The organism is Streptomyces sp. NH27 (assembly GCF_056859195.1).
On sequence record NZ_JACEGK010000077.1, the window covers coordinates 1 to 19,736 of the forward strand.

At 73.6% G+C, this 19,736-nt stretch carries 18 protein-coding genes; 5 read left to right on the forward strand and 13 right to left on the reverse strand.

The features are described from left to right. Both AC13HU_RS09305 and AC13HU_RS09310 read left to right on the forward strand, forming a co-directional pair. A partial coding sequence (locus AC13HU_RS09305) for an anthranilate synthase family protein (protein ID WP_483041302.1) occupies nt 1–2,067 on the forward strand: 2,067 nt, incomplete at its 5' end. Nucleotides 2,068–2,136: 69 nt separating this feature from the next. Next, nucleotides 2,137–2,883, forward strand: a complete 747-nt coding sequence (locus AC13HU_RS09310; RefSeq protein WP_483041303.1) for a hypothetical protein — start codon at nt 2,137–2,139, stop codon at nt 2,881–2,883. A gap of 59 nt (nt 2,884–2,942) precedes the next feature. On the opposite strand, the gene AC13HU_RS09315 is transcribed toward AC13HU_RS09310, so the two are convergent. The 4 genes from AC13HU_RS09315 to AC13HU_RS09330 all read right to left on the reverse strand — a co-directional run bounded on the left by AC13HU_RS09315 (nt 2,943) and on the right by AC13HU_RS09330 (nt 6,949). Further along, on the reverse strand, nt 2,943–3,572 hold the full coding sequence (locus AC13HU_RS09315) for a uridine kinase family protein (RefSeq protein WP_483041304.1): 630 nt from the start codon (nt 3,570–3,572) through the stop codon (nt 2,943–2,945). A 471-nt stretch (nt 3,573–4,043) separates the two neighbouring features. Beyond that, nucleotides 4,044–4,811 carry a response regulator gene (locus tag AC13HU_RS09320; RefSeq protein WP_483041305.1) on the reverse strand — a complete coding sequence of 256 codons (768 nt, stop codon included), beginning with the start codon at nt 4,809–4,811 and terminating at the stop codon, nt 4,044–4,046. Further along, entirely contained in the window at nt 4,808–6,139 is a 1,332-nt protein-coding gene (gene macS / locus AC13HU_RS09325) for a MacS family sensor histidine kinase (protein ID WP_483041319.1), read from the reverse strand. Before macS ends, AC13HU_RS09320 begins: the two co-directional genes overlap by 4 nt. Nucleotides 6,140–6,226: 87 nt before the next feature. Continuing rightward, the gene (locus AC13HU_RS09330; RefSeq protein WP_483041306.1) at nt 6,227–6,949 is read right to left on the reverse strand and encodes a lysophospholipid acyltransferase family protein; all 723 of its coding nucleotides are present in this window, start codon (nt 6,947–6,949) and stop codon (nt 6,227–6,229) included. Between the two features lie 304 nt (nt 6,950–7,253). Here AC13HU_RS09330 and AC13HU_RS09335 point away from each other — a divergent pair, with 304 nt between their 5' ends. Continuing rightward, nucleotides 7,254–8,033, forward strand: coding sequence for an alpha/beta hydrolase (locus tag AC13HU_RS09335; RefSeq protein WP_483041307.1), 780 nt, complete (start codon nt 7,254–7,256; stop codon nt 8,031–8,033). After that, nucleotides 8,026–8,535 (forward strand): hypothetical protein, encoded by a 510-nt coding sequence (locus tag AC13HU_RS09340; protein WP_483041308.1) that lies wholly within the window; start codon nt 8,026–8,028, stop codon nt 8,533–8,535. The genes AC13HU_RS09335 and AC13HU_RS09340 overlap by 8 nt, the downstream gene beginning before the upstream one ends. Nucleotides 8,536–8,569: 34 nt before the next feature. On the opposite strand, the gene AC13HU_RS09345 is transcribed toward AC13HU_RS09340, so the two are convergent. From AC13HU_RS09345 to AC13HU_RS09370, 6 genes are all read right to left on the reverse strand, one after another. Then, nucleotides 8,570–9,313, reverse strand: coding sequence for an endonuclease/exonuclease/phosphatase family protein (locus AC13HU_RS09345; RefSeq protein WP_483041309.1), 744 nt, complete (start codon nt 9,311–9,313; stop codon nt 8,570–8,572). Between the two features lie 170 nt (nt 9,314–9,483). Continuing rightward, nucleotides 9,484–10,425: an ROK family glucokinase gene (locus AC13HU_RS09350; RefSeq protein WP_483041310.1), complete on the reverse strand. Its 942-nt coding sequence runs from the start codon at nt 10,423–10,425 to the stop codon at nt 9,484–9,486. A 54-nt stretch (nt 10,426–10,479) separates the two neighbouring features. Next, on the reverse strand, nt 10,480–10,884 hold the full coding sequence (locus AC13HU_RS09355) for a DUF5304 family protein (protein ID WP_483041311.1): 405 nt from the start codon (nt 10,882–10,884) through the stop codon (nt 10,480–10,482). A gap of 557 nt (nt 10,885–11,441) precedes the next feature. Then, nucleotides 11,442–12,635: an ArsA family ATPase gene (locus AC13HU_RS09360; protein ID WP_483041312.1), complete on the reverse strand. Its 1,194-nt coding sequence runs from the start codon at nt 12,633–12,635 to the stop codon at nt 11,442–11,444. A gap of 2 nt (nt 12,636–12,637) precedes the next feature. Further along, on the reverse strand, nt 12,638–13,165 hold the full coding sequence (locus AC13HU_RS09365; protein ID WP_483041313.1) for an SRPBCC family protein: 528 nt from the start codon (nt 13,163–13,165) through the stop codon (nt 12,638–12,640). Nucleotides 13,166–13,274: 109 nt separating this feature from the next. Continuing rightward, on the reverse strand, nt 13,275–14,036 hold the full coding sequence (locus tag AC13HU_RS09370; protein ID WP_483041314.1) for a metallophosphoesterase family protein: 762 nt from the start codon (nt 14,034–14,036) through the stop codon (nt 13,275–13,277). A gap of 141 nt (nt 14,037–14,177) precedes the next feature. Between AC13HU_RS09370 and AC13HU_RS09375 the strand changes: the two genes are divergently transcribed. Next, nucleotides 14,178–15,974: an AMP-dependent synthetase/ligase gene (locus AC13HU_RS09375; protein WP_483041315.1), complete on the forward strand. Its 1,797-nt coding sequence runs from the start codon at nt 14,178–14,180 to the stop codon at nt 15,972–15,974. Between the two features lie 249 nt (nt 15,975–16,223). Here AC13HU_RS09375 and AC13HU_RS09380 read toward each other — a convergent pair whose 3' ends face one another. From AC13HU_RS09380 to AC13HU_RS09390, 3 genes are all read right to left on the reverse strand, one after another. Then, nucleotides 16,224–17,354, reverse strand: coding sequence for a glycosyltransferase family 4 protein (locus AC13HU_RS09380; RefSeq protein ID WP_483041316.1), 1,131 nt, complete (start codon nt 17,352–17,354; stop codon nt 16,224–16,226). Between the two features lie 76 nt (nt 17,355–17,430). Continuing rightward, entirely contained in the window at nt 17,431–18,651 is a 1,221-nt protein-coding gene (locus AC13HU_RS09385; protein ID WP_483041317.1) for a M48 family metallopeptidase, read from the reverse strand. Continuing rightward, a partial coding sequence (locus AC13HU_RS09390) for a hypothetical protein (RefSeq protein ID WP_483041318.1) occupies nt 18,648–19,736 on the reverse strand: 1,089 nt, incomplete at its 5' end. The genes AC13HU_RS09385 and AC13HU_RS09390, both read right to left, overlap by 4 nt.

A 19,736-nucleotide genomic window follows, 5' to 3' on the forward strand; every position in this document is an offset into this window, starting at 1 on the left:
CCCACCGCCGTCCAGCTCGTGGAGCGCCTGCTCAGCCCCGGCTGCCCGCCGTTCGCCCTGCTGCACCGCCAGACCCCCGGCCGCCCGCGGGACGTGGTGGAGGTGCTGCTCGGCCCGATCGAGCACGCCGAGACGCTCGCCGGTATCCCGCTGCCCTCGGGCGCACCCGGCGCCCCCGTCACCGACGCGCTGGTCCTGGTGCCGTACCGGCAGATCCGCGAGCGGGGCTTCGACGTCCACGACGACGGCACCCCGCTGGCCGTGCTGCGCCCCCGGGAGGCGTACGAACTCCCGCTCGCCGAGGTGCTGGGCGCGCTGGAGGCGCTGCCGGCCGGGCGCGAGGTGCGGGTCGAGGACGGCGCGTTCGACGTCGACGACGACGCGTACGCGCGGATCGTGCGGCGGGTGATCGACGACGAGATCGGCCGCGGCGAGGGCGCCAACTTCGTGATCCGGCGCACCTTCCGCGGCTTCGTGCCGGACTTCGGCCCGGCGGCGGCACTGACGCTGTTCGCCCGGCTGCTGCGCGGCGAGCGCGGCGCGTACTGGACGTACACGGTGCACACCGCCGAGCGGACGCTGGTCGGCGCCAGCCCGGAGGTGCATGTGCGGATGTGGAGTGGAAGGGGCGAGCGCGAAGCACTCTCGGTCGAGGGTGGTGGTGGGAGCCGGGCGGGCGGCACCGTGGTGATGAACCCGATCAGCGGCACCTACCGCTACCCGGCGCAGGGGCCGTCCGCGGAGGGGCTGCTGGAGTTCCTGCACGATCCGAAGGAGGTGGAGGAGCTGACCATGGTGGTGGACGAGGAACTGAAGATGATGTGCACGGTCGGCGACCTCGGCGGGGTCGTGATCGGGCCGCGGCTGAAGGAGATGGCGCACCTGGCGCACACCGAGTACGAGTTGCGCGGGCGCTCCAGCAAGGACGTGCGGGAGGTGCTGCGGGACACGATGTTCGCCGCGACCGTCACCGGCTCGCCGGTGCAGAACGCCTGCCGGGTGATCGAGCGGTACGAACCGCGCGGCCGCGACGGCGCCGGGCGCGGCTACTACGCGGGCGCGCTCGCGCTGGTCGGGCGGGACGCGGGCGGCGCCCAGACGCTGGACTCGCCGATCCTGATCCGCACCGCCGACATCTCCCCCGCCGGCGAGCTGAAGGTGCCGGTCGGCGCGACCCTGGTGCGGCACTCCGACCCGTACGCGGAGGTCGCCGAGACACATGCGAAGGCCGCGGGGGTGCTCGCCGCACTCGGGGTGCTCGCGCCGCCCGCGGGGGCGCGGCGGCCGGCACCGCCGGCGGAATCCGGTGCGGGCACGGCCGCGCCCCGGCTCGCCGACGACATCCGGGTGCGGGCCGCGCTGGACGCACGGCGTTCCCGGCTCGCCCCGTTCTGGCTGCGGATGCAGACCGGCGGCCCGGCCGCGGTCCCGGCAGGCGGCGGCGCGGCGGGCGGTGGGCCGGTGCTGGTGGTGGACGCCGAGGACACCTTCACCGCGATGCTCGCGCACGTGCTGCGCTCCTCCGGCCGCACCGTGGCCGTACGGCGCTACGACGAGCCCGGGCTGCGGGAGGCGGCACTGGCCCACATCGGGCCGGTGGTGCTGGGTCCCGGCCCCGGCGACCCGGCGGACACCGACGACGCCAAGATGCGGTTCCTGCGCGCCCTCACCGCGGACCTGGTGCGCGACCACGCGCACGGGCTGCTCGGGGTGTGCCTCGGCCACGAGTTGATCGCGGCGGAACTCGGCCTCGACCTGGTCCGCAAGGACCATCCGGCGCAGGGCGCGCAGGAGGTGATCGACTACTTCGGCACCCGGACGACGGTCGGCTTCTACAACACCTTCACGGCTCGCTGCGACGCCGACGCCGCCGAGGAACTGGCCATGCACGGCATCGAGTTGAGCCGAGACCCGGGCAGCGGCGACATCCACGCGTTGCGCGGGCCGGGCTTCGCGGGCATCCAGTTCCACCCGGAGTCCGTGCTCTCCCTCGACGGCGCCGCCCTCGCCACCGGGCTGCTCGACCACATCGGCACCACCTCCCAGGCGGTGCGGCCGCCGGTATAGCGTGGTCGGCATGGTTTTCGGGGGCCGCCCGGCCGACGGGGCGGGCGGCTCGGGGGAGGGAGTGCAATCATGGGATTCCGCCGCAACCGGCCGCAGTTGCCGCCGGAGGAGGACCCGGTGCCGTGGCGGGAGGTCACCCGCTTCGGTGTCGGCCTACGGGTGCGGGGCGACGCGAGCCGCATCCTGCGGCCGGCGTTCGGGCCGCCGGCGATCCGGGTACCGAACGCCGAGGAGGACCGGTTCGCGCCGGCCGTGTTCATCGAACAGCCCAACACCTCCGAGGAGTTGTACGACCTGTACGGCGCCCAGGACCGGGCGCCGGTGTGCCGGGTGCTGCCGCTGGCCGGGACGGGGACGGACACCGCGGACCGCGGGGACATCGACGGCCACCGGGTGGTCGATCCGGGCGGCGCGGAGATCGGCCGGGTGTTCCGCACCCCGCGGACCAAGCGCTCGGTCCAGCACACGCTGTGGTTCCAGCAGCCGGGCCACCCGAACGTGGTGGCCCGCCACAACTGGGCGTCCGGCTCGACCCGCGAGGTGGCGGGCCGGGTGACGACGGCGGCGGTCGGCACCGCGGCCGTGGTGGCGGCGGGCCTGGCGCTGAGCGCCATCGGGCTCGACGGTGACGGCAACCGCGAAGGCATCAGTGACAACGGGCGCTCCCCGGCGAAGCCGGTGACCTGGCGGGCCGGCGACGAGGACGTCCTGACCTATCTCCCCGGCCAGGGCCGCCAGCGCCCCTACGTCCCCAAGGCCGACTGGCTCGACCTCCGCCTCGCCTTCGCCCTGGCCGTCCTCCGCGAGAGCTGGTGACCGGGCGGGGCGGCCGGAGCACCCACCGGAGGCGGCGGCCGGGTCCTTGAGCCACCGGGTCACACGGGTAGGGGCTGTGCGTGCGGTGCGTGCAGCCCCTCGAACCCGAGCGCGTCGCCCACCAGGTGCGCGACGGCGCTCAGCAGCCCCGCCTCCGACATCGTCCCGTCCAGTACGAGGTCGGCCCGGTCGCGCGCGGGGGCCACGTACTCCGCGTGCCGTTCCCGCCCGCTGAGCAGGTAGTTCCGCAGCGACACCCCCGGGTCCTGCCCGAAGACCTCGATCTTGCGCAGGATCTTCCGGGCCAGTCGGATGTCGTCGGGCGTGTCCACGTACACCCGCCAGGTGGCCCGCTCGGCGACCGCGCACAGGGTCAGCGCGAACAGCCCCTCCACGACGACGAGCCGGTGCCGCCCGCCGGTGGCCGCCGCGTCGATCGCGACGGCGACGGCGTCCTCGTCGATGGAACCGGGATGGTTCCAGTCCAGCGTCTCCGCCCCGGTCGCGCTCAGCGTCCGCACGCCGCGCAGCGGATCGTGCGCGGGGACGTAGAAGTCGTCGAGGTGGACGAGACCGACGGTCTCGGGATGGTGCCGCGCCAGCGCTTCCGCAAGGGTGGACTTGCCGGAAGCGGTGCCGCCTGCGACCGCGAGTACGGGCACCGCGTGCCCTCCCACAACACCCGTCATACCGGGCGCTCCTCAGCTGCTCAAAAAAGGTGGGGACATGACGAGAAGGGGAAAACCAAAGCGGCCGGACATGCCGGGTGGAGGGATGGTAGGGCGCGCGGATGGCCTACGGCAAGCGCCGTAGGCCAGGAGTCGGGCAGGAGTCGGGCAGCGTGCGAAACCGGTGGGCGCGGCGTCGGCAGCAGGGCGGTGACCAGGGCCGGAACCAGGGGCGGCCGCAAGGGTGGGAGCGGCGGCTCAACGCCCCTCCGGGCAAGGTCTGCCCCGCTCGCCGCCCTGGCACGCGCGTCCTCCCCCTACCTTCGGCGGGTGGTGCCCCCAGCGTTGGCCGAAAGCCCGAGTAGGCCCACTACGAGGGCTTCCGGCCGCCTTGCGGCCTGGGGGCACCCCCACGCCGAAGGCCATGGGGGAGCAGCAGGGCACCTCGCTACCGGGCAAACCTTGCCGGTCGCGGCACTAGCGTGACTCGGGTCACATGCCGCCGCCCCTGCGGCCGTCCGCCGCGTTGCGTCCGCCGCCCTCGCGGCCCTCGTCGCCGTCGTCGCCCTCGTCGTCGAGTCCGCGCGCGATGGCGTAGCGGACCAGCTCCACGCGGTTGTGCAGTTGGAGCTTGCCGAGGGTGTTCTGCACGTGGTTCTGCACGGTGCGGTGCGAGATGACCAGGCGCTGGGCGATCTGCTTGTAGCTCAGGCCCTTCGCGACCAGCCGCAGCACCTCCGTCTCCCGCTCGGTCAGTCGCGGCGCGGCCGGCTCGTCGGACTTCGCCGGCAGCGGCTCGGTGGCGAGCCGGCGGTACTCCCCCAGCACCAGCCCGGCCAGGCCCGGGGTGAAGACCGGGTCGCCGGCCGACGTGCGGCGCACCGCGTCCACCAGCTCGGCCCGCCCGGCGGACTTCAACAGGTAGCCGGTCGCACCGGACTTGACGGCTTCGAGTACGTCGGTGTGCTCGCCGCTGGCCGACAACACCAGCACCCGCAGCGCCGCGTCGTGCGCCATGGCCTCCTTGCACACCTGCACCCCGGACGCGCCGGGCAGGTTCAGGTCCAGCACGAGCACCTGGGGGCGGGCCGCGCGGGCCCGGCGGATCGCCTCAAGGCCGTCGCCGGCGGTGGCGACCACCTCGAAACCGGCCTCGGCGAGGTCGCGGGCAACCGCGTCCCGCCACATCGGGTGGTCGTCGACGACCATCACCGTCACGGGCCGGTCCGGTCCGGTGTGCTCGGCGGTGCCGAGGGTCATGGCGTGGGTCCCCCTTCGGTCCGGCCGGCGTCGGCACCGGCCGGCTCGGTGCGTACGGCCGAGGCTACCGGTCCGGCGGATACGGTCCCCGGACGCGGATGCGCCGCGGATACGGCGGCGGGGCGCGGGTGCGGGTTCGGGTGCGGGTCCACGCTCTCGCGGCGCGGGTCCGTACGCTGCGGAAGCCCCTTGCCCGCTGCCGCCTTCGGCAGGCGCAACTCCACCTCGGTGCCCTGGCCGGGCACCGAGAGGACCTCGGCGCTGCCGCCCAGGTCCCGCAGCCGGCCCCGGATCGACTGGGCCACGCCCAGCCGCCCCTCCTCCGCCGCCGCGGCCAGCCGTCCCTCCGCGATGCCCGGGCCGTCGTCCCGCACGGTCACCAGCACCGCGTCCGGCTCGTCCTCCAGCAGGATCCACGCGTGCGCCCGCTCGCCCGCGTGGTTGCGTACGTTGTCCAGCGCCGCGCCGACCGCCGCGGTCAACTCGGCCGCGGCGCCCGGGTCCAGCGGCACCGGCGTGCCCGGCGCCGACACCGTGACCCGGCCGGATGCGTACCGGGCCAGCAGCGGCCGCAGGTCGGCGGGGCCGTCCGGCGCGGGCGAGCCGTCGGGGGCGGTCGGCGCCGGTGCCGGGGTGCCCGAGATCAGCGAGCGCAGCGCCACCTCCTGCTCGCCGGCCAGCCGGCCGAGTTCCGCCGCCTCGCCGCCCGCCTGGTCGCCCCGGCGCTGCACCATCGCCAGCACCTGGAGCACGTTGTCGTGGATGTCGCGGGCCAGCCGCTCCCGCTCCCGGGTGGCCGCCTCTATCTGGAGCGCCCGGGCCAGGGTGCGCTCGCTCGCCCGGGCCACCTCCACGATGTAGCCGATGGCGATCGCGGCGATCCACACCAGCACCAGGTTGTGCAGGGTCTCCGGGCTGGCGGTGCCGCGCTCGACGAGGTCGGCGGCCGCGACCGCCGACGCGGCCAGCGCCGCCCAGCGCCAGCCGCCCTTCACCGCCCACGCCAGCACTGATCCGGCGGTCCAGATCGACGGGAGCGTGAACGCGCCGGACTCTATCCGCGCGGGCGCGTCCACCACGGCGGTCAGCAGCACCCCGGTGACCGCCACGGCCAGGTCCACCACCAGGAACGGGAGCGTGCACCGCTCCGCGTTCTTCACCCGGCCCAGCGTCGCGAACGTCCATAGCGTCAGTACGCCCATGTACACGCCACCCGGCATCGGGTGCCGCAACGCCCCGTACGCGTGCACGTACAGCGCCACCGCGTACCCGCACGTCAGCACCCGATACGCGAGCAGCGCCCGCCACAGCGGCAGTTCCACCGACATCTTCACGGCCACGGATTCCTTTCCCCCGGGACCGACCAGTGTGCACGGTCCGGTGGGCCGCGGCCGCACATGCCCAGGGGGAAGGGGTTACGCTTCCGGGTCGGCCGGGGGCTCCGCCTTCGCCGCCTCCGCGATCATCCGTTTCGCCGCGGTCGCGTAGATGTCCACGTACTCCTGCCCGGACAGCTTCATGATCTCGTACATCACCTCGTCGGTGATGGAGCGGAGGATGAACCGGTCGTGCTCCATCCCGTGATAGCGGGAGAAGTCGAGCGGCCGGCCGATCCGGATACCCGGGCGGATGGAGAGCTTCGGCATGACCTGACCGACCGGCTGGACCTTCTCCGTGTCGATCATGGCCACCGGAATGACGGGCGCGCCGGTGGCGAGGGCGACCCGGGCGAGCCCGCCCGGCTTGCCGCGGTAGAGCCGGCCGTCGGGCGACCGGGTCCCCTCGGGATAGATCCCGAACAGCTCGCCCCGTTCCAGCACCGCGATCCCGCTGTTGATCGCGGCCTCCCCGGCCCCGCGTGCGCCCGAGCGGTCGACCGGGAGTTGCCCGACGCCCTTGAAGAACGCGGCCGTCAACTTCCCTTTGACCCCGGGTGTGGTGAAGTACTCCGCCTTCGCGATGAACGTGACCTTGCGGTCCAGCATGGAAGGCAGGAAGAAGGAGTCCGAGAAGGACAGGTGGTTGCTGGCGAGGATCGCCGGGCCCTCCTTCGGAATGTTCTCCATCCCTTCCACCCACGGGCGGAAGACAGCCTTGATCGGCTTGCCGAGAACGATCTTCATCGCACCGTAGAACAACGGGGCCTCCTGTTGCCGTCGCGACGACCTTAACCCGCGCGGGGCCCGGTGGGGCTTACTACCTGGTGCACGACAGGCGGCGGGCTCGCGACGCCCTGCGACTCCGTCTGCGGCGTTGCCGAAATGCCCTTCAGGACACCACCCTGAGAACACTTCGGCGCCTTGCATCCGAAGCCCCATGACGCCGCTCCCTGATCCACCGCCTATCGTGCACCAGGTCATTACCCCTGGGGATCGGGGCCGCGTACGCTGAACGTCCGACTCCCGTGTACCCGCGTACGCGTCGTTGAACAGGAGATGCACGGTGCCGCTCATGCCTGGAGCTGAACCGTACCGCCACGAAGGCGGCGAGACCGGTGTCCTGATCTGCCATGGTTTCACCGGCACCCCTCAGTCGATGCGCCCGTGGGCCGAGTACCTGGCCGAGCGCGGGCTGACCGTGTCCCTGCCGCTGCTGCCCGGACACGGCACCCGCTGGCGGGACATGCAGGTCACCGGGTGGCCCGACTGGTACGCCGAGGTGGACCGCGAACTGCGCGCGTTGCTCGCCTCGTGTTCCCGGGTGTTCGTGTGCGGCCTGTCCATGGGCGGCACCCTCGCGCTGCGGCTGGCCGAGAAGCACGGCGCCGCGATCAGCGGGATCGTCCTGGTCAACCCGTCGGTGAAGGCCGACGGCCTGCAGATCAAGGCCGTACCGGTGCTGCGGCACATCCTGCCGTCCGCGCCGGGCATCGCCAGCGACATCGCCCGCGAGGGCGCCGCCGAACTGGGCTACTCCCGGGTGCCGTTGCGCGCCCTGCACTCCCTGACCGGGTTCTGGCCGGTGGTGCGCGCGTCGCTGCCCCAGGTCACCCAGCCGGTGCTGCTGCTGCACAGCAGGGAGGACCACGTGGTGCACCCGTCCAACTCCGCGCTGGTGCTGGGCAAGATCTCCTCCACCGACGTCACCGAGCGGGTCCTGGAGCGCAGTTACCACGTCGCCACCCTCGATCACGACGCCGAGCGGATCTTCGCCGAGTCCTACGCGTTCATCGAGCGGCTGTCCGCGACCACGGCAACCGAGGAGGTCACCGCCGGTGGCTGACGCCGATCGCGAGGATGAGGGTGCGGCGCCGCTCGACGAGGACGCCGCCTGGGCGGCCCTGGTCGCCGGCTACGACGAGGAGCCCGAACCCGGTGCCGAGTCCTGGCCCGAGGCCGAGAACGTGACGCCGGACCAGCCGAAGACGCCGCCCGCCGAGGACCCTGCGGCGATCACCCCGCCGCCGACCCGCAGCATCGTCATCCACCCGGTGATCGCCGGGCCGCGGGACTACGAGGTCGACGATGACGACGAGGACGCGCACTACATTCCGCCGGAGCCGCCGCCGCTGCCCGACGCCGACGTCACCACCAAGTTCGCCTGGATCGCGGTGCTCGGCGGGCCCCTGCTGCTGCTCGCCTACGTCCTCCTCCAACTCGAGCTCTCCTGGTGGGTGATCCTGGTCGGCGTCGGAGGGTTCGTCGGCGGTTTCGCCACGCTCGTCGCCCGGATGCGGACGGGCGACGAGGACGACGAGCGCCCGGACGGCGGCGCCGTCGTCTGACGGCCGGGGGCTACGCCGGGACGCGCCGGGGGGGCTACGCCGGGATGCGCAGGGCCGCCAGCACCGGAAGGTGGTCGGTGGCCGAGGCGAGGTCGGTGCGCTTGACGCCCGGAAGGTTCAACGGGACGCCGGCGCCGAGGACTTGGATGCCCGGGGAGGCGAAGATCGCGTCGATCCGCTGCCGGGGGTCGAGCGCGGGACTGGTCGGCTCACCGCCCCACGGCTCGGTGGCCCAGGCGTCCTGGAGGGTGCCGGCCAGCCGGCCGAAGGCGCGCCCGCCGGGCGGGTCGTTGAGGTCTCCGCCGGCCACCCGGTGTTCCTCGCCGAGGGCGTCGAGGTGGCGCAGCAGGAGATCGGCCTGCTCGGCGCGCTCGTCGGCGCGCAGGCTGAGGTGGGCGCTGAGCACGGACAACCGGGCGCCGCCGAACCCCAGCACAGCGGTGGCGAAGCCGCGCTGGTGGAGCCCGGGGGTGCGCGGCAGCAGGATGTCCTCGGTGCGGATCACCCGCGCCCGCAGGGTCGCGAGGATCATCGGCCCGGCGGCGGGGGCACCGCCGGTCACGTAGACGAGCCCGGTCGACCCGGCGAGGCGGGCCGCGGCCTTGCGCCACCGGAAGAACCGCGGGGCCTCCTGGACCAGCACGAGGTCGGGGGCGCAGGCACGGATCACCCGGGCCAGCGCCGCCGTGTCGTCCCGCAGCGAGCGGACGTTGTAACTCAGTACGCGGATGACCGCCGAGCCCCCTGGCTCCGTGGCGGAACTCGGCAGATCTTCCACTCGCGCTGCGCCTTCGTCATGTCGTTCGGGTCGGATCGAACCGGTGGGTCGAGCCGGTCGGATGGGACCGGCCGGGTGCAACCGGTCGGTGGGATCGGTCGGTGGGATCGGGACCGGTGCAGCAGGCCGGGTCCAGTCGGTCCGTTCGGGGCCGGGCCGGACCCGAACGGTCAGCCCTGGCGGGCCAGGTCCGCCGCCCCGACCAGCCCTGCCTTGCCGCCGAGTTGGGCGGCGAGCACCTGGGCGTGCGGCCGCCACTCGCCGCCGATCAGCCAGCGCCGGAACGACTTGCGGATCGGGTCGAGGACGAGTTCGCCCTCGTCCGAGACGCCACCGCCGACGATGAACGCGGACGGGTCGAAGAGCGAGGCGAGGTCGGCGAGGCCGGCGCCGGCCCAGCGGGCCAACTCCCGGAAGGAGTCGATCGCGACCGGGTCGCCCTGCCGGGCGGCGGCGCTGATGTGCCGGCCCTCGATGCTCTCCGGGGTGCCGTCGCCGAGGGCGAGCAGCACCTTCGCGTTCTCCGGGGTGGCGTTGGCCCGTTGCTTCGCGTATCGCACCAGGGCGCGGCCGGACGCGTACTGCTCCCAGCAACCCTGGCTGCCGCAGCCGCACAGCAGGCCGTCGGGCACCACGCGGACGTGGCCGAACTCCGCGGCGACACCGAACCGGCCGCGGCGCAGCTTGTTGCCGATGATGATGCCGCCACCGAGACCCGTACCGAGCGTGATACAGATCACATCGGAGTGGCCCTGTCCGGCACCGAAGCGATACTCGCCCCACGCCGCCGCGTTGGCGTCGTTCTCCACCACGACGGGCAGGCCGACGCGCTGTTCGACCTTGTCCTTGAGCGCTTCATGCCGCCAGTTGATGTTGGGCGCGAAGAGCACGGTGGCGCGCTTGTCGTCGACGTAGCCGGCGGCGCCGATGCCGACGGCCTCGATCTGGTGACCGGTGCTGACCTGGCGTACTGCCGCCACGATCGCGTCGATGACGCCTTCGGGAGTCGACGGAGTCGGCACCTTGACGGTCTCGAGAATCGAGCCTTCCTCGTCGACCACTCCGGCCGCGATTTTGGTGCCGCCGATGTCGACGCCGATGGTGAGTCCCATGTGTCCCTCGGTTTTCGGTCGTTCCCCGCTAAGAGAACCGTACCGGAGAGGGGGTCAGTCGAGGTCGATGTGTTCAGCCGTTGAACGCGCGGAGCTCCCACCCGAGGTCCAGCGCGCCTCCGCACCGGCCACTGCGGAGCGGTAAGCCGCCAGGAGTTCGGCTCCTGCCGTGCTCAAGTGATCGAACAGGTCCGGGTTGCGTTCCTTGATGGGTTCGACAACGGAACGCACTTGGGAGATGACGCCCTGCGCGGCCATCTGCACCGCCGGGTTGCGGAGAGTGGCCAACCGCTCCGTGACAACATCCCCCACGGCCTCGGCCAGCCTGCGCAGTTCGTCCGCCGCCGAGCCCGGCACCTCGCCCGCCTGCGCCCTCCGCCGCGCGTGCTCGCCCGCGATGTCCTCCGCGCTGGCCTTCGCCCACGCGTCTGCGTCGGGACGGTCCTTGGCTTCGCTCATGATCGGCTCCAAACGGGACGATAGGTATCTCCGACGGTACCTGAACCCCCCGGGCTTCCCCTTCCGCCGGTTCCGGGACCTTGCGGTGCGTGGGTGGCTTGTCGCGCCGTTCCCCGCGCCCCTGAGTATCTGCGGCTCTTCCTGCGCGCGGCTCCGCCGGCCCTGCCCACTGCCGCGGATTTGCCGGATCTTCCCCCGGTGGCCTGCTGGTCGCGCAGTTCCCCGCGCCCCTGGGTTTGGTGCGGCCTCCTACGGAGCGAGCCGACGGGGTACGCGGGCACTTTCCCCGCGGCGAACAGCCACAACCAAGGGGCGCGGGGAACTGCGCGACCAGCCCACTGCCGGGGGAAGGTCCGGCGAACCCCTGGAGCAGCGGCTCGGGCGGCTGTCCAGCGCGACAAAGCACCTGGGAAGCAAGCGCACCCGGGCGCTCCGGAAGGAGCGAGGGTCCTTTCGCGGAAGGGCTGAGCACTCCCAGGGGAGCGGGGAACGGCGCGACAAGCCACCCACCGGCCGCAAGGTCCCGGGACGGGCGGAACCGGGCCACCCGGGGGGGTTCAGCTCGGCCAGACCGTGGGGTCGGGGACGAAGCGGACGCGGAGGGCGCCGTCGCGGAGGGCGGCGCCTTGGACCGTGCAGCGCCGGAGCGCGGAGGGAAGGGGGAGGATACGGCGGAACCCCCCGGCGTCGACGACGAGTTCGTCCCCGCGCCGGACCAGGTCAAGCCCTTCACGGTCGGCCCCGGGCAGCGGCAGCACCCAGAGGAAGTGCCCTTCGGTGCCGAGCAGGTCATCGACGCTCCAGGGCTCGGCGGCCCGCGCCGAACCGCCGGACAGCGGCACCCCGCCGAGCTCCGCGAACTCCGCGGGGGTCCGCGGCTCCCGCCCCAGGTGCGTCAGCTCGACCAGCGGCACCCCGTCGGCGGCACAGCTCTCGGACACCGCCTTGAGTTCGCTCTGCTGCTGCCCGGACAGCCCCGCGAGGAACGCGTCGGCCGATCCGGTCGGCAGCAGGCGGTTGGCGACGACGGCGGCGAGCCGGTGCCCGTAGAGGGCCAGCCCGGTCCGCGCGGTGCGCAGCGCCTCCTGGGGCCGGGCCCCGGGGTCGAGGACGACGGCCACCGCGGTGCCCGGGTCCTCGATCACCGCCTGCACGGCGGCGAGTTCACGGTCGGCGCGGGCCGCGGCGTCGTACGCCCACTCCGCGGGCATCGGAACGCCCGCGAGCTGGGCGAGCACCGGGCGCAGCGCGCGGGCGGCCTGCCGGTCGGCGGGCAGCAACCGCCAGAGGTAGCGGCGCAGTTGCTCCGGGAGAGCGAGCATCCGCAGCGCGTCCCGTACGGCGGGCAGGTCCACGACGACCAGGTCCCACGGAGACGGTTCGGCGGCCTCCGCCCCCGTGTCGTCCTGGTCCGGCAGCACCCGGGCCTGCCGCAGCGCCCGCAACAGCGCGAGCGGGTCGGCGCCGGGAAGTTCGGTCAGCTCCTCCGGGTCCAGCGGCGCCGCGCCGAGCAGGGCGAGCAGCGCGCCTATCCGGCTCTGCGCGTCGAGCGCGCCCTCGCGGAAGGCGGCGGCCGGATCGACCCGGCCGACCGTGAGGCCCGGCGCCGTGATCTCCGGAGCGAGCCGGTCGGCGGTGAGCAGCAGGGTGCGCCGGCCGCCGCCGGCCGCCGCGGTGGCGACGGCCGTGGCGACGGTGGTGCGGCCGGCACCGGCCGCGCCGGTGACCAGCAGGGTGCGTACCGCGGTCACGCTCAAAGCGACGTGCCGGACTCGGTGTCCGCGCCGGCGTCCTCGGCACCCTCCGCGCCCTCGGCCGCACCCTTCGCGGGCCGGTCCGCGTCCCCGGACTCGACCCGCTGCTTCAGCCCGGCCAGCGCCCGGTCGATGATCACCTTCTCGGCCTTCCGCTTGATCATCCCGAGCATGGGGATCTTCACATCGACGGTGAGCTGGTAGGTGACCTCGGTGCGGGCCCCGCCGTCCAGCGGCACGAGCGCGTAGGAGCCGTCGAGGGTGCGCAGCATCTGGGACTTCACCAGCGACCACCGCACCTCGTCGGCGCCGATCCACTCGTACGCCAGGGTGTGGTCGTCCTTGATCGCGCCCGCGTCCAGCACCAGCCGCACCTGCGCGGCGCGCCCGGCGTCGTCGGTGGCGAGCACCTCCGCCTGCTTGACCTCGCCGGTCCACTCCGGATAGCGGTCGAAGTCGGCGATGACGCCCATGACCGCGGCCGGCGCCGCCTCGATCGTGATGCTCGACCTCGTGTGTTCCGCCATCGCCGTGGCCCTCCGGACTACTGGTGCATCTGGTGAAAGTGCTGATAGCGCTCGTACTGCTCGACCAGCCCGACGTGGGGAAGGCTATCGCGCCGGGCCGTGCGACCGGTCACCACTGGAGCGCCCAGGGGACGCCGGTGTGGTTGAAGTGGCCGACATTGACGCATTCGGTGCGGCCGATCCGGGTGCGCCGTACCAGCGGCTGGTGCACGTGTCCGAAGAGCGCGTACTTCGGCTGCACGGACCGCACCGCTTCGAGCAGCGCCTCGCTGCCGCGCTCGAACCGCCGGGCGGACGTGTCGTAGCAGAGCTCCGGGACGGCCGGCGGGATGTGCGAGCACAGCACGTCCACGGTGCCGAGGGCGGCGACCTTCGCGGCGTACGCCTCCTCGTCGATCTCGTACGGGGTACGCATCGGGGTGGGCAGGCCGCCGCCGACGAAGCCGAAGACCCGGCCGCCGATCTCGGCGGTGGCGCCGTCGAGGACGGTGGTGCCGGGCCGGACGTACTCCTTCCACCGCCGGGGCACGTCGACGTTGCCGTAGGTGGCGTAGGTCGGGGTGGGGAAGGCGGCGAAGAGCTCCGCGTACTGCTTGCGGACGGCCTGCTCGATCAGCGCGGGCCGATCCAGGTCCGCCCACAGCTCGCGGTCGAGCGCGCGGGCCTCGTCGAAGCGGCGGGCGGTGCGCAGGGCCACCATCCGGTCGGCGTTGGCCGCGCCGAACAGGTCGGGGAAGATCCCCCGGGAGTGGTCGGCGTAGTCGAGGAAGAGCACCAGGTCGCCGAGGCAGACCAGCGCGTCGGCACCGTCCCCCGCCCTCGCCAGCGCCTCGACCGCGCCGTGTACGTCACTGACCACGTGGACCCGCATGCCGTCACCCTATGCTCGGGTGTGTGACCCTGAGAACATCTGCCCTGCGCCCCCTCTCCCGACGCCCTACCGATGGGTAGCGTCCTCGCAGTCCATATCTTCCCTCCGGGTGCAACGCGGCACCGATGAGGAGTAGCAGCCTTGCGTGAGTTCAGCCTTCCGGCCCTGTACGAATTTCCCGCGGACGGCAACCTGACGGACCTGATCCGCCGCAACGCCGCACAGCATCCGGACACGCCGGTCATCGGCCGCAAGGACTCCGCCGGGCACTGGCAGGACATCACGGCGGCCCGCTTCCTCACCGAGGTGCGCGAGGTGGCCAAGGGCCTGATCGCCTCCGGGGTGGAGCCCGGCGACCGCGTCGCGGTGATGTCCCGGACCCGCTACGAGTGGACGCTGCTGGACTTCGCGATCTGGACCGCGGGCGCGGTGACCGTGCCCGTCTACGAGACGTCCTCCGCGTCGCAAGTGGAATGGATTCTCGCCGACTCCGGCGCGGTCGCGGTGGTGGTGGAGTCGCAGCCGCACGAGGCGACGGTGGAGTCCGTACGGGAGCACCTGCCGCACCTCAAGCACGTGTGGCGGATCGACGGCGGCGGGGTGCGGGCGCTGGTGGAGGCGGGCAGCGACGTCTCCGAGGCGGTCGTCGACGAGCGCTCCACGGCCGCGGGCGCGGACGCCCCGGCCACGATCGTCTACACCTCCGGCACCACCGGCCGCCCCAAGGGCTGCGTGCTCAGCCACCGCAGCTTCTTCGCCGAGTGCGGCAACGTGGTGGAGCGGCTGGGCCCGCTCTTCCGCACCGGGCACTCCTCGGTGCTGCTCTTCCTGCCGCTCGCGCACGTGCTCGGGCGGCTGGTCGAGGTGGGCAGCGTGATGGCGCCGATCCGGCTCGGGCACGTACCCGACGTCAAGAACCTCACCGAGGACCTCCAGGGCTTCCGGCCGACCCTGATCCTCGGGGTGCCGCGGGTCTTCGAGAAGGTCTACAACACCGCCCGCGCCACCGCGCAGGCCGGCGGCAAGGGCCGGATCTTCGACAAGGCCGCGGACATCGCGGTCGAGTACAGCAGGGCGCTGGACACCCCCGGCGGCCCCTCGCTCAAACTGCGGCTGACCCACCGCGTCTTCGACCGGCTCGTCTACGCCAAGCTCCGCGCGGTGCTCGGCGGGCGCGCCACCCACGCGATCTCCGGCGGCGCCCCGCTGGGCGAGCGGCTCGGCCACTTCTACCGCGGCCTCGGCTTCACCGTCCTGGAGGGCTACGGCCTCACCGAGTCCTGCGCGGCCACCGCGTTCAACCCGTGGGACCGTACGAAGATCGGTACGGTCGGCCAGCCGCTGCCCGGCTCCACGGTGCGGATCGCCGACGACGGCGAGGTGCTGCTCTACGGCGAGCACCTGTTCACCGGCTACTGGCACAACGACGCGGCCACCGCCGAGGCGGTCCGCGACGGCTGGTTCCACACCGGGGACCTCGGCACCCTCGACAGCGACGGCTACCTCACCATCACCGGCCGCAAGAAGGAGATCATCGTCACCGCCGGCGGCAAGAACGTCGCGCCCGCGGTGATCGAGGACCGCATCCGCGCGGACGCGCTCATCGCCGAGTGCATGGTCGTCGGCGACAAGCGGCCCTTCGTCGGCGCGCTCATCACCCTCGACGAGGAGTTCCTGCCGCGCTGGGCCGAGCAGCACCAGAAGGCCGGCCGCACCCCGGCGGAGCTGTCGTCCGACCCGGACCTCCTCGCCGCCGTCCAGCACGCCGTCGACGAGGGCAACGCGGCGGTCTCCAAGGCGGAGTCCGTCCGCAAGTTCCGCATTCTCCCGGGCCAGTTCACCGAGGAGTCGGGCCACCTCACGCCGTCCCTCAAGCTCAAGCGGAACGTGGTGGCCAAGGACTTCGCGGCCGACATCGAAGCGATCTACTGCGCGTAGGGCGGGGGCCCTGACCCCCCGGGCTGGTCGGTTCTGTCGGTTCAGGGACCACCTGCCGGTGGGTGGCTGAGCGCGCAGTTCTCCGCCAGAGCTTCGCCTGGGTGGTACCCCCACGCGCCCCCTTGGGGCGCCCCGAAGGGGCGCGGGGAACTGCGCGGCCAGCAGGCCACTGCAGGTGGCCGGGAGCGGACCGCAAGCATCGCGGCGCAGGCCCGTACAACCCCCGAGGGGGGAAGGTCCGGCGACGGCCTAAAGAAGGCTCTTCAGGCGGTCCGCCAGGAGGTCCCAGCTCCACGCTTCGTGGACCCACGCCCGCCCGCGCTCCCCGAGGGAGCGCCGCAACTCCGGGTCACGAAGAAGCGTGAGGATGCGGGAGGCGGCCTGTTCGGGCGAGCCCCCGCGGACGACGTATCCGGTCTCGCCGTCGAGCACGGCGTCGGGGGCGCCCCCGGAGTCGCCGGCGACGACGGGCAACCCGGTCGCGGACGCCTCGAGGTAGACGATGCCGAGCCCTTCGACGTCGAGCCCGCCCCGCCGGGTCCTGCAGGGCATCGCGAAGATGTCCCCCGCGCCGTAGTGCGCGGGCAGTTCCGACCAGGGCACGCTGCCGGTGAACCGGACCGCCGAGGTGACCCCGGTGCGGGCGGCCAGCTTCTCCAACTCGCCGCGGTACGGCCCGCCGCCGACGATGAGGAGCACCGCGTCGGGAACTTCGCGGAGGATGCGCGGCATGGCGAGGATGAGGGTGTCCTGCCCCTTGCGCGGCACCAGCCGCGACACGCAGACGACGACCGGCCGGTCGGCGAGCCCGAGCCGCGCCCGCAGCACCGCGCCGGCCGGGCCGGGGTGGAAGACCTTCTCGTCGACGCCGGGCGGCAGCCGCACCATCCGCGCGGCCGCCTCGGGAGTGAGCGCGGCCGCGATCCGCGACCGGGTGTACTCCCCCAGGTAGGTCAGTACGTCCGTGCCCTCGCCGATTCTGCGCAGCAGTCGGCGGCTGGCCGGGAGTTGCGCCCACGCCGCTTCGTGGCCGTGCGTGGTGCCGACCAGCCGCCGGGCGCCCGCCTTGCGCAGCGCGGGCGCCATCAGGCCGAGCGGCGCGGCCGCCCCGAACCACACCGACGAGCAGCCGTGTTCCCGCAGCAGTTCCGCCGCGCGCCGGGTGACCCGGGGCGTCGGCACCATCATCTTCGTCCGGTCCCGCACCACCGTGAACGGCTGCTCGGCGTCGAACCGCGCGACTTCGCGCCCGTCCCGCCAGGTCGAGGCGTACACCACGACCTGCTCGGGGTCCATCCGCAGCGCCATGCCGTGCACGAACGCCTGGATGCCGCCGGGCCGCGGCGGGAAGTCGTTGGTGACGATGAGGGTCTTGTCCATCGCCGCCGACAGTACCGCCTCGCCCCGCCCGGCGGGCCGCACCACCCGGCGAGGGAACCTGAGCGGCGGTGCGCGGTCAGCGTCCGGCGGCCCATCGGCGGGCGGCGGCGATGCGTTCGGCGGCGGTGGGGTGGCTGCCGAGGAGGGCGTGGGCGAGGCGGGGCGGGGCCGGGTCGGCGACGTTCGCCACGGTGAGGCGGCGCTGCATGGCGATGAAGGTGGCGGGGTCGCCGGTGGTGTCCAGGGCGTGCCGGTCGGCGCGGCGCTCGATACGCCGGCTGAGGACGGCGGTGAGCGGACCGGCCAGGGTGCCGCCGACCGCGGCCACGGCGGCGAGCAGCCAGCCCGAGCGGGGGTCGGCGAAGTGCCGTACCCCGGCGGCGTGCAGCAGCGGGTGCCAGGTGACGACGGCGGCCAGGACGCACACCCCGGCGGCGGCGCCGACCGCGCCGAGCACGGTGCCGCGCACCACGTCGCGGTGGACGACGTGGCCGAGTTCGTGGGCGACGACGAGTTCGACCTCGCGCGGGTCGGCGGTGCTGAGGAGGGTGTCGTGGACGACGATCCGCCGGGTGCCGCCGAACCCGGACACGTACGCGTTGAGCGCGGTCGTACGGCGGGAGGCGTCGGCGACGAGCACGTCCCGTACGGCGACGCCGTCACGGGCGGCCAGCGCCAGCAGGTCGGAGCGCAGCGGTCCCGGCGTCATGGGCGTGAAGCGGTTGAAGAGCGGTTCGAGGACGAGCGGGGCGAGGAAGGAGAGCAGGACGGTCAGCACGGCCGCGCCCAGCGCCGCCCACGCCCACCACCAGCGGGTCACCCCGGCAAGCGCGTAGACCGCGAAGAGCGCGCCGAACGCCAGCGGCAAGGACACCAGCAGCCCGCGCAGCCGGTCCACCACCCAGCCGCCCCAGCCCTGCGTGACCAGGCCGTAGCGGGCCCTGACGACCCGTCCCCGCGCGGCGAACGGCAACCCGGCCACCTCCCCCAGCAGCACGAGCGTGACCGCGGCGCCCACCACGCGCACCGCCCACCCGGTCCCGAACCCGCCGACCAGCCGCGCCCCGCCGACGGTCAGCCCGAGCGCGAGCAGCAGCGCGAGCGAGACCGCGGAGGAGGCCGACGACAACGGCAGCAGTTGCCGCCGCAGCGCCCGCCCCCGGGCGACCTGCTCGGCGGTGAAGTCGGGCCCCCCGCCCACGAATGCACGGCTCTGCGCGTCGCTACGGTCCCCCGCGCCACTGCGGCCGTCCGCGCCACCGCGGCCGTCCTCGCCGTTCGTGTCCTGCGCGCTCAACCCAACTCCTGTTCCACGTAGGCCCGCCACTTCGCGGTGAAGTCCGCGAGCCCGATGCCGAGCGAGGCGCGCAGGTGGGCGTCCAGCGTGCCGCCCTTCGCCACCGCGCGGTAGAACGCGGTCAGCGTGTCCGGCGACCACTGGTCGGCGATCATCCGGCAGGCCAGCCACCCGCCCTCGTACGCCTGGGCGAGGCCGTTGGCGGTGGAGCGGAAGTCGGCGTCGGTGGGGAGCGCGGTGGGGGTACGGCCGGCCTCGACGTCGGCGGCCAGCTCGGGCGCGATCTCGCGGGCGGTGCGTCCGGAGTCGCGGTAGGCCACCCAGTCGGCGACGCCCTCGGACAGCCACAGCGGGGTGTACGCGGTGGTGGAGAGCCGGGTGGCGACGTGCGTGGTCTCGTGGGTGAGCACCACCTGCCGTCCGAACGCGGACAGTTCGCCGAACGCCGCCGGGTTGAGGATCACCCGGTCCGCGGGCGCCGCCTCGTTGCCGCCGCCCTCGCCGGTGGTGACGGCGGCGATGTCCCGGTAGTCGGCCGCCTTCGCCGAGAGCAGCGCCGCCATCTGGTCGAGGGTGGACGGCGCCTCGATCACCACGCTGCCGGGCCAGCCGGAGCCGAACGCGTGCTGCACCTCGGGCACGGCCTTGTCCGCGTCGGCGGCGTAGCCGCGCAGCCTCTTCGCGCCGCCGAGCCCGAGCACCAGGCTGTGCGTGCCGCGCACCACCCGCACCGGACCCTGGTCCCAGATCTGTACGGCGGTGCGGTGGCCGCTCGCGTCACCGTCGTCGTCGCCGGCCAGATACCAGCGGGTGCCGTGCCGGGCGAGGGTCAGATAGGCGGTGGAGACCACCGGGCGGCTGTCGTACCCGCGCAGCCGGTAGCTCAGCCGCACCTCGGCCGCGGTGCGGCTGGTGCCGTCCGCGGTCGGTGGCAGCGCGAACGCACCGGTGCGGACGAGTTGGTACGACCACGCGGCGAGCGGCACCTCCGCGAGGTCGGTGAACACCTTGCCCTGCTCGGCGCGGAAGCGGGTGGCGGACGGGTCGATCCCGGCGAGGAACGCGCCGCGGTCGCGGTGCAGCAC

Coding starts and splice junctions, on each gene's coding strand:
- AC13HU_RS09310 (WP_483041303.1), top strand. CDS start 2,137: ATGGGATTCCGCCGCAACCGGCCGCAGTTGCCGCCGGAGGAGGACCCG.
- AC13HU_RS09315 (WP_483041304.1), bottom strand. CDS start 3,572: ATGACGGGTGTTGTGGGAGGGCACGCGGTGCCCGTACTCGCGGTCGCA.
- AC13HU_RS09320 (WP_483041305.1), bottom strand. CDS start 4,811: ATGACCCTCGGCACCGCCGAGCACACCGGACCGGACCGGCCCGTGACG.
- macS (WP_483041319.1), bottom strand. CDS start 6,139: ATGTCGGTGGAACTGCCGCTGTGGCGGGCGCTGCTCGCGTATCGGGTG.
- AC13HU_RS09350 (WP_483041310.1), bottom strand. CDS start 10,425: ATGGGACTCACCATCGGCGTCGACATCGGCGGCACCAAAATCGCGGCC.
- AC13HU_RS09355 (WP_483041311.1), bottom strand. CDS start 10,884: ATGAGCGAAGCCAAGGACCGTCCCGACGCAGACGCGTGGGCGAAGGCC.
- AC13HU_RS09365 (WP_483041313.1), bottom strand. CDS start 13,165: ATGGCGGAACACACGAGGTCGAGCATCACGATCGAGGCGGCGCCGGCC.
- AC13HU_RS09370 (WP_483041314.1), bottom strand. CDS start 14,036: ATGCGGGTCCACGTGGTCAGTGACGTACACGGCGCGGTCGAGGCGCTG.
- AC13HU_RS09380 (WP_483041316.1), bottom strand. CDS start 17,354: ATGGACAAGACCCTCATCGTCACCAACGACTTCCCGCCGCGGCCCGGC.